Here is a 13260-nt window from a genome sequence, read left to right as displayed (position 1 = left end):
GTTGAGGCATAAGAAAATTCATCCGATGGCACAAATTTCTGGTTATAACAAGGACATACTTTCATGGCAGAGCTAATCGTTATCCCTGAGGGGAAAATTTGTGATTATATTGATGGTAAATTTCGAAATGATACACCTGAAGAGTATGTACGCCAGAACATTGAAAAACGATTGGTTAACGAACACAAATATCCTAAAGATAAAATAGCTATTGAATTTACATTGAGTGTAGGCTCTGGAAAACCAAGAGCAGATATTGTCATATTTAACAACTCTACCTCAGAAAAGAAGCAAGAGAACATTAATATCATCATTGAGTGCAAAAAAGAGACTGTTTCTCCAACTGCTAAAAAGGATGGCGTAGGACAACTTCAGTCCTATATGTCTACATGTCCTAACTGTGAGTGGGGGATGTGGACCAACGGAAAGCACAAAGAAGTTTTTAGAAAAATTGTTAATGAGAAAGGTGTAATCGAATTTATAGATTTCAACGATATCCCTTCAGCAGACGGGAACTTGGAAGACATCGACAGACCAAAACGCAACACGTTGAAAAATGCAGTTGAAGACAATTTATTGTTTGTCTTCAAAACATGCCATAATCATATATATGTTACTGATGGGATGCAAAAGCAACCTGCCTTCTTTGAACTCCTAAAGGTGATATTCTGCAAGATTGAAGACGAGCGAAATATTGGGAAGCCCCTTGAGTTTTACGCATCCTCAGGAGAAAAATCAAATCCTGATGGACAGTTGACGGTAAAAAAGAGAATCACTTCGATATTTGATCAGGTCAAGAAGAAACACTTCCGTATATTTGAAAGGAACGATGAAATTAAGCTTAAGCCTCGCAGCCTGGCGTATATTGTTAGTGAGCTTCAAAAATATTCCCTGCTGAACACAAATATAGACATCAAGGGCAAAGCCTACGAAGAGTTGGTCGGTGCAAACTTGAGAGGTGACAGAGGAGAATTCTTCACCCCTCGTAATGTTATGCACATGGCCGTTGAGATGCTAGCGCCAACTGCTGATGAAAGGATATTAGACCCTTCGTGTGGAACAGGTGGATTTCTAGTAATTGCTATGAATAAAGTCATACAAGAATTAGAAGAAAACCTTGTCCAAGAGTGGGAGCGACCTAAATCCCAGTGGACTGATGACGAAAAGCGACTTTTCCAACAGCGCATAGCTGAGATTGCTCAAGCCAATTTCTTTGGGTTTGATCTTAATCCTGATTTAGTAAAAGCGACCAAGATGAATATGGTCATGAACAATGACGGAAGCGGCAATATTTTCCAAACAGACTCGCTTTTGCCGCCCCATGCTTGGGAATCTGATTTCCGCAAAAGGCTAGCAAGCGCGTTAGACATTCGGAAAAGCGACTTAAGAAACCCTCAAGGGATTGGCTTCTTTGATGTCATAGTCACTAACCCTCCTTTTGGCAGCAAAATACCCATAAAAGACCCTCACATCCTGGAACAATTCACTCTGGGGCATATTTGGACGAGGGATAAGAAGGCCTCCGACCATTGGAGCCCCACTAAAAGGCTTCAAAGCTCCGTCCCCCCTGAGCAGCTTTTCATTGAAAGGTGTTTCCAGCTTCTAAAGCCCGGTGGACGGATGGGGATTGTGTTGCCTGATTCTATACTAAGCTCGCCAGGGCTTGGATATATCCGGCAATGGCTAATTGAGAAGACTCAGATTTTGGCTAGCATCGATCTCCACGAAGACACCTTCCAGCCCAGAAATGGAACGTTCACCTCTGTCCTCTTCATCAGGAAGAAGACCGAAGAGGAAATCCAGGAGCAAGAACGAACTCGGCAAATGGCTGATTATTCCATTTTCATGGCGACCGTTGACAAGGTTGGTCATGACAAACGTGGCAACCCTTTGTTCAAGCGCGACAAACAAGGCAATGAAATCCTCGTTCCTGACATTGAGGTCATTGAACTCGGTCAAACTGCCGACGGCACGAGAACATCCAAAACAGAGTCAAAGAAAAAAGTTTTAGACGACCAAACGCTGCTTGTCCCTGATGCTTTCGCCAAATGGCGGAGAGAGGAAGGGATAGCATGGTAAGCCAGGTTCTCAATAAATCCAGTTTTGCACCTGAAGAAATCGAACTACCTGAAGAGGATTTGCAATGGAGTAGTGTCAAACTCCAAGAGGCGGTATCCAAAGAGTATCGGTTAAAGGCTTCTGTTTTTGGGATTGAAGGTCGCCATGCAAGAGCCGCCCTAGATAATTCTAAGTGGGGCATAATAAAATTAGCAGGCCCGCTAGGAGCGGTAGATTCATTATACCCAAACAGGTTCAAAAGAATTTGGGTTGATCATTCTAGTCACCCTATTTTTCAGCCAGGACAAATTAATGACATTAACCCCATTCCAACAGGATATATTTCTGAAATAACACAAACAAATTTCGATGAATTAAGAGTAAGTAAGGGACAAATTCTAATGACTCGCTCTGGTCGGTCTGGGAGTATCGGAAGAACAACATATGTTTCTGACACATTGCATAATAGAATTTTTAGCGATGACCTTATACGGATAACTTGCAAAGAAGATGGCTGTGCAGGTTATGTTTATGCATTTCTCAACACCAAGACTGGACGTGCTCTTGTAAAAACTAACGAATATGGGGCGATGATCCCCCACATCGAACCACATCATCTGGAATCAATCCCAATTCCAAATCCTCAGCCAATTTTGAGGAAACGAATTCATGATCTTGTCATTGACTCCTATGCTTGTCGTGACAGGGCAAATGAATTCTTTGAGGAAGCTCAAGCAATCCTTTTAGAAGTACTCAACTTAAAACATCTCAGAGAATTTCAGCTAGAAGCTAAAAAAAGCCATTCCATTGATTATGCAGTGAGCCTTTCACAGGTTGCTGGTCGCCTTGATGCGGCTTACCATCGCCCACGGGTTAACTCTATTATTGCCTCTTTGAGGAGTAATTCAAAGGAATTAACTTGTGTAGGTGACCCTCGAATTTCCAAGCAAGTTATCCTTCCAGGAAGATTCGCAAGAGTTTATGTCGAAGAAGGCCAAGGCGTTCCTTTCTTTGGAGGAAAACAACTTCATCAGCTTGATCCAACAGATCGAAAATTCTTGTCTCTCAAAAATCATGGAGCGCGCATCAGGAGTCAGCTCAAAATTGAAGAACATATGACCTTGATCACACGCAGCGGAACAATTGGCAAGGTAGCCTTTGCTCCAAAGCACTGGGAAGGATTCGCCGCAAGCGAGCACATAATACGAATTGAGCCAGCTTCAGAAGATCTTGCTGGGTTCATTTATGTTTTTCTTGCAACAGAACACGGCAGAGAGCTCATTAAAAGATTTTCTTATGGTTCAGCGGTTAGTGAGATCGACGCACAACATGTCTCTCAAGTTCAGATTCCAATTCTAAGTGACGCTAAAATCCAAAACAAGATCAATCAACTTGCCTTAGAAGCTAGTGACAAACTTGCCGAGGCTTACCGTCTTGAGCAAAAGGCAATTCGCATTACTAACGAAAAAGTAATCAGCACTAAGCAGCTGTAGCTTGCTGCCATTATTTATCGTTTCCAGGCGTCAGTCTTTTTGTAGTACCCTTCACATTCAGGATCAGGACATCCAAACATCAGCAATTCTTTTCCACAGATCGAGCATTTGAAAACATTCACGAGGATATCTCGGCTGTAGTTAATATCTGTTCCAATTGATGTTGCCATCATCATCACCTCGCTTCATATCGCTATAAGATTATGATAAATTTCTTCTCTTGGTATCCAAGAAATTTGCCCGCCTTCCCCTCCAAGCAACTTGATCAAACATTCACAGGAAGAAGTTTTCTCGAACTCATCTGTTGAAAAATGTTCGACAGTAATCTTTTTCCCTTGAAGAAATGCTGGCGCAAATATTCCAGTGTATAAATACACCTTGCCGACCTCTTTTCCCAAGTAACCTTTTATGTTGTCGCGGCACTCGTTGCAGTGGCAATTAAATACATGATCACTATTTGAATATTTACATTGCTTGCCATTCATTATTATAGATTGCCTTCTGTGTTCTTCTTTACATTTTGGACAAGGAATCTTCTCTTCATCTGGTGCCGGAGAGCAGTATCCTTCTCCATCCCAGCTATCTGCATCATACAGATATCCATTGACGCAGACGCTATCAGGGTATTCCGTTGCTCCAAATTCATTACCTTGGTAGTCGCACAATCAAATCACCTCAATTGCCATACTCATCAACTTCGTTGCCGTATTCCCTTTCAAACTGTTCTCTTCCGCCATCAAAGCCGTAAATTGACCAATACTCTTCTTCTGCTTCTTGCATTGTTCTCATTTTTCAAACCTCCAGGTCATTTGACCTCTCCGATCTTCGAGAGGTCAAAATTGCCATCCCGGCTCGCCGGGTGTAACTCTCCCTGATGAGTTCAAATGAACTCACGGGAAACAAAAAGAGCCCAAGGGAAAATATCCTTTGAGCTCTTTCCTATGTCTACCTAGGTAGACACGAGATATATTTAAACTTTTCTGTGTTGCAGGCTACAAATCGTAAAACCCGACGATCCCTGAGTCCACCAAACTAATACAAATGTCTGAATTTAAAGACTAAAATCAAAGCAGTATATATAACATATTGAATTTATTGAATATACTCAGAAAAAAGTCACAGATTGGTCACAGATTAAAGAAAAAGGGCTTAGCCTTATAAGCTAAACCCTTGATTTCTTTGGTAGCGGGGACAGGATTTGAACCTATGACCTTCGGGTTATGAGCCCGACGAGCTACCGTGCTGCTCCACCCCGCAACGCTGTTGGAAGAGTGGGTATATGCGCCTTGGCCGGGCTTGTCAAACCTTGTTTACAACTTTTTTCAAATCGCTTATCAGGGCCGTCATGCCAAGCGAAACCTCCGTCACCGTCGTGGTTCCCGTTTTCAACGAAGAGCCGAACCTGCCGCCGCTGCTGGACGAGATCACCCGTGCCCTGGGCGGTGGGCCCCGCCAGTGGGACGTGCTCTTCGTCAACGATTGCAGCACCGACGGCTCCCTGGCCGTCATCAAGGCCCTGGCCGCGCAAAATCCGCGCGTGCGCTACCTGTCCTTCAGGTTCAACCAGGGCCAGTCCGCCGCCTTTGCCGCCGGGTTCGCCAACGCCTCGGGCGACGTGGTTGTGACCATCGACGCCGACCTGCAAAACGACCCCGCCGACATCCCGGCCCTGCTGGACACCATGGACCGCGAAGGCGTGGACATGGTCATCGGCTGGCGCAGGCGCCGCCAGGACACCTGGGTCAAGCGCATCAGTTCGCGCCTGGCCAACCGCCTGCGCGACTGGTGGACCCGCGAGACCGTGCGCGACACCGGCTGCTCCCTCAAGGCCATGCGCACGCCCGTGGCCCGCAGGCTGCACGTCTTCAGAAACATGCACCGCTACCTGCCGACCCTGGTCAAGATGCAGGGCGGCACCGTGGCCGAGGTGCCCGTGAACCACCGCCCGCGCGTCCACGGCGTGTCCAAATACGGCACGTGGGACCGCGCCAGGGCCGGCGTCTACGACCTCATCGGCGTGCGCTGGCTGCAAGACCGCGCCATCCGCTACGAAATCGACGACCGCAACTGACCCGCGACGCGGGCCGCCCCGGCACCCCGGGCGCCCGCAGCGCCCGCGCCCCCGAAGTGCGGCCCCGCTGCGCTCTTTTCAGCGCCCCCGCGTTGGGGTAGGCTGCCCGGGCGCGCCATCCCGGCGCGCCGCAACCCTCGGCCCCCGGCACCCCCTTTGGACAGACAGACAAAAATCCTCCTCAAGGGCCTCGTGCTCATCGCCTCGCTGGTGGCGGCGGGGCTGGCCGCGCGCCACCTGGGGCTGGCCGACGCCCTGAGCGAGGGCTGGATGGACGCCCACGTGCGCGGCCAGGGCGCCCTGGGCTGGCTGACCTTCCTGGGCCTTGCCGCCCTGGGCACCGCCGTGGGCCTGCCGCGCCAGGTGGTCAGCTTCCTGGCGGGCTACGTGTACGGTTTCCTGGCCGGAACGCTGCTCGGCGTGGCCGGAACGGCCCTCGGCGCGGCCCTGTCCTTCTTCTACGCCCGGGTGCTGGGCCGGGGCCCCGTGGCCCGGCGCATGGCCCGGCGCGACGCCCGGAACGGCCCGGGGCGCATCGCCCGGGCCGATGCCTTCCTGGCCCGCGCGCCCTTCTCCACGGCGCTGATCGTCCGGCTCATGCCCGTGGGCAGCAACATCCTGACCAACCTGCTGGCCGGGGTCAGCTCCGTGCCCGCCCTGCCCTTCCTGCTCGGCTCGGCCCTGGGCTTCGTGCCCCAGACCGCCATCTTCGCCCTGCTGGGCAGCGGCTTCAAGGTGGACCTCGCCTGGCGCGTCAGCCTGTCCGCCGTGCTCTTCGCGCTCTCCACATGGCTCGGCTGGCGCATCTACCGCGCCCGGCGCCGCGACGCCGCCCTGCTGGACGACGAGGCCGCCGAAACGCCCGCCCCCGACGCCCGGCAGTAGCCCCTGCGCGCGCCGCGACCCGGCGCCCCGGCGCGCCCCTGCCCCGGGAACGCCCCACCAGAGCGCACACCGCCCCGCACTTTTCCCGCCGCAAAAAAACAGGCCCGCCACGCGGTCGCACCGCGCGCGGGCCTGAATCGCGCCGTCGCGGCGCGGCGGGCGACGCCCCTAGCAGCCCGGCGGGCGCGTCGAGGGCAGGCGCACGCGCAGGCCGCCCACGCACAAGAGGAGCACCACGCCGACCACCAGCAACGCGGCCCCGGCGCCCGTGAGCCAGCCCATGAACACGTCCGAGGGCCAATGCTTGCCGAGGTAGACCCGCGAATAGCCGACCACCAGGGGCAAAACCCAGACGTAGCGGCGCGGCCCGCGCCACAGCAGGGCGATGGCCACGGCGGCGGCCATGGCATTGGCCGCGTGGGCCGAGGGGTAGGAGGAGCCCTTCTCCTTGGTCGGCACGAAATCCGGCGGGCGCACCTGCCACTGGCCGTCCTCCACGAAATGCACTCCGGGCATGGCGTTCAGGGGCCGCAGGCGGCCATGGGCCTTTTTGAGCAGGTTGGTGCCGCCGTCGGCCACGCCCAGGGCCAGCAGCACGACCATGAGCCCCGCAAGCTGCGCCCAGCGGTAGCGCCGCACACCCAGGGCGATGCCCGCGCCGACCACCAGCCACAACAGCACCGGAGCGGAAACCCAGGGCATCAGCCAGTCCAGAAGCCGGGCGCGCAGGGTGTCGTTGATGAGCCAGAACAGCCATTTGTCCCAAGCGGGAGTCAGGAAATCCATATCCTCTCCGGGCCGCCTAGATGGGGCCGTTATCCTTGATCTTCTTGTCCTCGTAGGGTGCCAGACGCTGGCGGTACCATTCGAGCTTGGCGTGCTCCATGGCCGAGGAGCACATGGACAGGGTGTCGTAGGACTCGCCCGTGCGCTCGATGACCAGGGTGGCGAGCTTGTAGATGCAGTAATTCATCTCGCCCTGGGTGCCGACCTCGGCGGCCAGGGCCTGCAACTGCGCGTCGAAGGCCGCGCGGCGCTCGGGAGTGATGTAGGGCATGGGGCCTCCGGTGGTCAATCCCGCCCCAGGCGCGCCACGGCCAGCAGCGGAGCGGGCACGGCGGCCTGGGCCAGGGGCAGAAGGTGCTCGTGATGGGTGAAGAAGACGACCTGCGTGCGCCGCGCCAGTTCGCCCAGGGCGGCCAGGGTCGCCCCGGCGCGCTCGTCGTCGAAGTGGACCAGGATGTCGTCCACCACGAAAGGCAGCGGCGGGTTGGCGTCCAGGTAGCGGTGCAGCCCGGCCAGACGCAGGGCCAGGAACAATTGGTCGCGCGTGCCGTCGCTCATGCCCGGCACGCGCACGCGCTCCCCACCGGAGCGCACGCCCTGGAGCACCGGGTCGCCGCGTTCGTCGAAATCGGCTTCCAGCCCCGCGAAGGAGCCGCAGGTCAGCCCGGCGAACAGTTCCCCCGCCCGCGCCAGCACCGGGCCCTGATGGTCGCGGCGGTAGCGCTCGATCTCGCGGCCCAGCACCAGGGCGGCCAGCCGCAGGCGCACGTGGCGGTCCACATCGGCCTGCAGGCGGCCCATGACGCCCTGGGCACGCTCGGCCAGCAGCGCCGCGCGCGAGGTGCCGTCCAGAGCCGCCAGGGCCTGACGCGCGCCGCCCAGGTCCTGAAGGATCTTCTCGTGCTCGGCGGCCAGGGCCTCGGTTTCGGCGCGGGCGGCGGCCAGTTCGGCGGCCAGGGTGTCGGGGTCCTGATCCAGGGCCTGGGCGGCAAAGGCCGCCACCTCTCCGGCGGCCAGGGCCGCCAGGCGCTCCTCGGCCTGGGCCAGGGCCTCGCGGGCCTGGGCCCGCTCGCGGGCGCGCGCCTCGGCCCCGGGCAGTTCCCCGGGCGCGGCGCACCCGGCCTCGGCGCACAGCCGCTCCAGGGCCTGGGCGTGGTCGCGCGCGGCGCCCAGGGCGGCGGCGCGGCGCGTCTCGGCCTCCTTGCGGCGCTCTTCCAGGTCGGCGCGCCTGCGGGCGGCCTCGCGCGCGGCGGCCAGCCGCTCGAAAAGCCGCGCCAGGGCCCGGGCCGGGTCCGGGCCGTCCAGGTCCGGCGCCAGCCGGGCCACGGCCTCGGCCACCCGAGTGCGGAAATCCTCGTAATCCCGGGCCATGTCCGCCACACGCTTGGCCTTGCCCCGCCATTCGGCCAGCACGCCCAGCAGTTCGGCCACGTCGTCCAGGAAACCCCGGGCCTGGGCCGGGGTGCTCGCGGGGGGCAGGCCCAGGGGTTCCACGGCCACGGCCCAGCGCGCGGCCCAGGCGTCCAGGGCCTCCCGGGCGTTCCCGTGGCGCGCGGCGGCGGTTCGTGCGCGGCGCTCCAGGTCGTCCACCCGTCCGGAGGCCGCTTCGCGGGCGGTGCGCAGGGTCTCGGCCTCGCGGACCACGCGCCCTGCGGCGTCGACCAGTGCGCCCAGCCCGGCCCCGGGAGAAGGGGCGGCGGCGGCCAACAATCCGCGCAACTCCGCGCCCAGGGAATCGGCGCGCGTTTCCAGGGCGGCGGCCTCGGCCTCGGCCGTGCGCAAGGCCGCCACGGTGCGGCAGACCTCGCGGCGCGCCTCGGCCCAGGCCAGCATCTCGCGCGCGGGCAGCGGCTCCACGCCCAGGGGCGCCCAGAGCGCCCGCCACTGCCCGTCCAGGGCGGCGGCCTCGGCGGCCTGGGCCTCGAGGTGCTGCCCGGCCCGGGCCAGCCCGGCGGTCAGCCGCTCCCCGGCGGCCAGCAAGGCGGCCTGCTCGGCCACGCGCCCGGCCTCGCGGCGCAGGCGATCGGCCAGGGCGTCGGCCCGGCCCACGGCGGCTTCGAAGGCGGCGCGCAGGTCGGGCGCCGCCAGCGCATCCAGAAATCCGGCCTCCCGGGCCGCGTCCACGCCCCCTCCGGACAGCCGCGCGGCCACCAGGGCCCAGCCCTGGTCGCGCAGGTACCGCGCGGCGCGCAGGTCGGCCTCGGTGGGCACCTCGCCCGCCCCGCGCAGGGCCTCCAGCTTGGCGCCGTTGGCCTCCGCCTCGCGGGCCAGGGCGGCCTGTTCCCGCAAAGCGTCGCGGCGGGCCTCGGCCAGGGTCCGTTCCCGTTCCTCGAAACGGCGCAGCGTCGCATCGGACGGCACGGCCAGGGCGTCCAGGTCCTCCAACGGGCCGGACCACAGCCCCAGGGCCCCGGCTTCGGCCCCGGCTTGGCGGCGCAGGGCCGCGCCCTGGGCCCGGGCCCGAGCCAGGCGCTCCTCCAGGTCGCCCTGGGCGGCCGCACGGCGGGCGGCCTCGGCCAGGGCGGCGGTCTCCGGCGCCGGGGCCAGGGCCTTCAGGGCGGCGCGCGCGTGGTCCAGTTCCCCGGCGACGGCCTCGGCTTCTTCCCGCGCGGCGGCCAGGGCCGCGCCCAAGGCGGCGTGCTCCTGGGCCAGTTCGTGGATGCGCTCCTGCTCGCGGCGCGCCAGACGCAACTCCCCGGCCCGCTCCAGCGGCAGATCGGGCCGCAGAGTGCGCAGCAGCTCGCGCGCCCCGGCTTCCAGCCGGGCGCAATCGCCTTCCAGGGTCCGCGAATCGCGCCGGGCCTTGGTGTGCACCTCCACCTCGGCGTGCAGGGCCTCGATTTCCGCCGCACCATGCACCAGAGCGCAATCCGCCGGCAGGGCCGCCAGGGCGGCTTCCAGCCGTTCCAAAGCGGCCGCCTGGGCCTCGGCCTCGCGGCGGGCGGCGTCCTGGCCCGCCTGGGCCCGGCTGCGGCGTTCGGTGAAGTCCGGCGCCAGCAGCGGCCCGGGGCCCAGCTCCGCCAACAAGGCCAGAAGAGCACGCCGCCGGGCCGCCGGGCCACGGCCCTGTTCCAGGCGTTCCAGGCGCCGGGCCGTGGCCCGCAGGGCGTCCAGGCGGCCCTGGATGCCCTGGCGCCGCTTTTCCAGGCGCCGGGCGTCACGGTCCAGAGCCTCCCAGGCCGCCGGGGTGACGGTGGCCGCCTTCTGCTCGGCGCGCAGGCCACGCAGCTCGGCCAGGGCGGCGTTGATGGCGGAGGTGGTGGCTCGCGGGGCGAAGAGCTTGCGGGCCTCGTCCTCCAACCCGGCCAGCACCCGGCGCAGGCCCGTGACGCCCGAGGCGGCGGCGAACAGGCTTTGGCCCAGCGCCCCGCCCGAATGCAGCAGTTCCTCGCCTCCGGCGGACAGCGCCGCGTGGTCGATGCCGAACAACTGACCGAACAGGCCGCGCTCCACGCCGCCCAGGCGCCGAACCAGGGCCTGCTGCTCCACGGGTTCCAGCCCCGGCAGGCGCACCAGATCGTTCTTGTCCTTCTTCTGGCGGCGCAATTCCAGGACCTCGCCGTCCTCGAATTCCAGGACCCCGCGAATTTCCACGTCCTTGTTCTGGTGTACGAAATTGTCCGCAAACTGGCGGGGCATGCCGTAGAGGAACTGGGTCAGCCCGCGCAGGGCCGAACTCTTGCCCGCCTCGTTGGGGCCAAGGACCAGGGTCAGCCCCTCGCCGGGCAGGAGTTCCGCGGCGGTGAAGGGGCCGAAGGCCGTCAGTTCCAGGCGGCGCAGCTTCACGGGGCGTCCTCCCCGGCGGCGGCCGCAAGCGAGGCCAGCAGGCCGCGCACGTCCTCCAGCAACGCCCGGCGCGTGGCCCGGTCGCCGGGGTCGTCCGGGCCATTCGGGTCATTCGGGCCGGGCAGGTCGGGCAGGTCCACATCCGTGCCGGGCACGGCGCGCAGCTTGGCCGCCAGTTCCGTGAAATCCGCGCCCAGGGCGGCGAAGGCCGCGGCGTCGTCGGCCAGCAGGGTCAGGGCGCGGTCCAACGCGCCCAGGGGCGTATCGGACGCCGGGCCCGAGGCGCCGGAGCCCGCTTCCCCGGACGGAGCCGTATGCAGGACGACCTTTTCCACCCAGGCCCGGCCCGAGGACAGGTCCCCGGCCCGGGCGCGCAGTTCGGCGGCCAGGGCCTCGGGGTCGGCGGCCAGGGCGGCGTGGGCCGGGCAGCGGCCCGCAAGGGTCAGGCGCACGGCCAGGGGCAGCCCTCCGGCGGCGTCCAGGGCCGCGCCCAGGGGCGCGTCGAGCGCCCGGCAGGCCTCGGGCAGCCCGGCGGCGCCGGAAACGTCCAGGTCCAGCACGGTCCAGCGCATCACGTCCAGGGGCACGTGGCGCACGCGGGCCGCCCCGGCCGTTTCCACGTCCACGCGCACGCAGCCCCGGGGGCCGGTTTCGCGGACGCCCCGGCCCTGAAGCGCCCCCGCATAGACCACCGGCGGCGCCGCGTGCAGCACGGCGTGTTCGTGGACGTGGCCCAGGGCCCAGTAGTCGTAGCCTTTGGCCAGCAGGTCGGCCAGCCGACAGGGTGCATAGGGCGCGTGCCCTTGGCTGCCGGCCACGGCGGTGTGCAGCAGGCCGATGTTGAACAGCCCGGGCACGGGCGGCGGATAGCCGGGCACGAAATTCTCGGTCTCGTCGCGCACGGCGTAGCTGCGGCCGTGCACGGCGATGCCCAGATCCTCGAAAACCACGCTGCCCGCCGCCCCCGAGGGCAGCACGGTCACGTTGTCCGGCAGGGTCAGGCTGCGCGTCATGGCGCTCTGGGCGTCGTGGTTGCCGCGCACGAGCACCACGCGCACCCCGGCGTCGCGCAGATCGCGCATGCGCGCGGCAAAGTGCAGCCCGGTCTGGAAGTCCTGCCAGTCGCCGTCGTACACGTCGCCCGCCAGCAGCAGCAGGGGCACGCCCTCGGCCACGGCGTAGTCCACGAGGTTGCCCAGGGCCCGACGCGTGGCCGAACGCACGGCCTCCACGGGCGCGCCCTCGTAGGCGGGCAGCTTGCGCAGGGGGCTGTCCAGGTGGATGTCGGCGGCGTGCAGGAAGATCGGCATGACCGGCCCAGGCTACATCAATTCCCCCCGGGGCGCCACCGGCGCGGGGCGCTTCAACCCCGCAGGCGCGCGAACAGGCGCGGCGAGAGCACGCTGTCGGCGTCGAAGTCCGGCAGCAGTTCCAGCCCGGGCACCAGGGCGCGACACACGGGGATGCCCAGGTCCGCACGGGTCAGGTCCACATAGACCGGAGGCCGCCCGCTGGCGGCAAGCGCGGTCTCGATGCGTTCCAGGTCGCCGCCCGGAGTGCCCGTGGACAGGTCCGGCAGGTCCTCCACGCGGCGCACGGGCAGCGCCGAGGGGCCGGGTTGGGTCGGCGGCCCCCAGGGGAAGGGATAAGGCACCTCGAACAGGGCCGAAGCCGCCGCCTGCGGGCCGCACAGCCCGGCCGCCGCGCCCTTGGTCACCTGGCCCTCGGGGCCCACTGCAAAGGCCCGGTAGCACGGCACACCCAGCTCGGAGGTGATGTCCTCGAACCACACGTCCATGCCCCGGGCGGCGTATTCCGCGAGCTGCGCGCGCAGCTTGCGGTTGCCGGACTCCACGCGGAAGCAGCGCGCCGGGTCGTGGGGCGTGACGCACTCGGCGTCGCGCTCGATAATTTCCAGGAGCGCCGTGAGCCGCGCCCGGGCCATGCAGGCCCCCGCGCCCAGGCCCGTGGAGCCCGGGGCGCTGAACAGGGCGGGCTCGTCCAGGTTGGCGAACAGGAACACGCACTGCGCCGGAACCAGCAGGGGCGTGCCGCCCGCATCGCCCGGGCGATGCGGGCGAATGCCGGGCACCCAGCACAGGGCTTCGTCGGCGGCGGGCACCTCGATGGGCAGGCTGGCCGGGTCCAGGGCCGCGCCCGGGGGCAGTTCGGAAAACCGCG

At 62.8% G+C, this 13260-nt stretch carries 10 protein-coding genes and 1 tRNA gene (1 of these 11 cut by a window edge); 4 read left to right on the top strand and 7 right to left on the bottom strand.

The window, feature by feature from the left end:
- The first annotated feature begins 63 nt into the window (after positions 1-63).
- Together ACZ5KV_RS09760 and ACZ5KV_RS09755 are read left to right on the top strand one after the other, a co-directional pair.
- Positions 64-2079 (top strand): N-6 DNA methylase, encoded by a 2016-nt coding sequence (locus ACZ5KV_RS09760; RefSeq protein WP_464239112.1) that lies wholly within the window; start codon positions 64-66, stop codon positions 2077-2079.
- Positions 2073-3551, top strand: a complete 1479-nt coding sequence (locus ACZ5KV_RS09755) for a restriction endonuclease subunit S (protein ID WP_464239111.1) — start codon at positions 2073-2075, stop codon at positions 3549-3551. Before ACZ5KV_RS09760 ends, ACZ5KV_RS09755 begins: the two co-directional genes overlap by 7 nt.
- Before the next feature lie 185 nt (positions 3552-3736).
- Here ACZ5KV_RS09755 and ACZ5KV_RS09750 read toward each other — a convergent pair whose 3' ends face one another.
- Both ACZ5KV_RS09750 and ACZ5KV_RS09745 read right to left on the bottom strand, forming a co-directional pair.
- Positions 3737-4216: a hypothetical protein gene (locus ACZ5KV_RS09750; protein ID WP_464239110.1), complete on the bottom strand. Its 480-nt coding sequence runs from the start codon at positions 4214-4216 to the stop codon at positions 3737-3739.
- A gap of 515 nt (positions 4217-4731) precedes the next feature.
- Positions 4732-4808, bottom strand: a tRNA-Met gene (locus tag ACZ5KV_RS09745).
- A gap of 88 nt (positions 4809-4896) precedes the next feature.
- Here ACZ5KV_RS09745 and ACZ5KV_RS09740 point away from each other — a divergent pair.
- Both ACZ5KV_RS09740 and ACZ5KV_RS09735 read left to right on the top strand, forming a co-directional pair.
- Positions 4897-5622 (top strand): glycosyltransferase family 2 protein, encoded by a 726-nt coding sequence (locus tag ACZ5KV_RS09740; protein WP_464239109.1) that lies wholly within the window; start codon positions 4897-4899, stop codon positions 5620-5622.
- 156 nt (positions 5623-5778) lie between these two features.
- Positions 5779-6507 carry a TVP38/TMEM64 family protein gene (locus ACZ5KV_RS09735; protein WP_464239108.1) on the top strand — a complete coding sequence of 243 codons (729 nt, stop codon included), beginning with the start codon at positions 5779-5781 and terminating at the stop codon, positions 6505-6507.
- Positions 6508-6675: 168 nt separating this feature from the next.
- Here ACZ5KV_RS09735 and ACZ5KV_RS09730 read toward each other — a convergent pair whose 3' ends face one another.
- The 5 genes in view from ACZ5KV_RS09730 to ACZ5KV_RS09710 are tightly spaced (at most 53 nt apart) and all read right to left on the bottom strand, a layout consistent with a single transcriptional unit that may run on beyond the window.
- Complete coding sequence (locus ACZ5KV_RS09730) at positions 6676-7293, bottom strand: phosphatase PAP2 family protein (protein ID WP_464239107.1); 618 nt, start codon at positions 7291-7293, stop codon at positions 6676-6678.
- A gap of 16 nt (positions 7294-7309) precedes the next feature.
- On the bottom strand, positions 7310-7564 hold the full coding sequence (locus ACZ5KV_RS09725; RefSeq protein WP_464239106.1) for a DUF6899 family protein: 255 nt from the start codon (positions 7562-7564) through the stop codon (positions 7310-7312).
- A 14-nt stretch (positions 7565-7578) separates the two neighbouring features.
- Positions 7579-11079 carry an AAA family ATPase gene (locus ACZ5KV_RS09720; protein WP_464239105.1) on the bottom strand — a complete coding sequence of 1167 codons (3501 nt, stop codon included), beginning with the start codon at positions 11077-11079 and terminating at the stop codon, positions 7579-7581.
- On the bottom strand, positions 11076-12389 hold the full coding sequence (locus ACZ5KV_RS09715) for a metallophosphoesterase family protein (protein WP_464239104.1): 1314 nt from the start codon (positions 12387-12389) through the stop codon (positions 11076-11078). The genes ACZ5KV_RS09720 and ACZ5KV_RS09715 overlap by 4 nt, the downstream gene beginning before the upstream one ends.
- Before the next feature lie 53 nt (positions 12390-12442).
- Positions 12443-13260, bottom strand: the end of a protein-coding gene (locus ACZ5KV_RS09710; RefSeq protein ID WP_464239103.1) for a YcaO-like family protein. It continues 838 nt past the right edge of the window; the window shows 818 of its 1656 coding nt (coding positions 839-1656); the start codon falls outside the window, past its right edge — the gene reads right to left on this strand; the stop codon is at positions 12443-12445.

This window comes from Desulfocurvus thunnarius (genome assembly GCF_055390965.1).
Note: the sequence above shows the minus strand (reverse complement) of the source record. Positions and strands in the feature narration are given on the sequence as shown.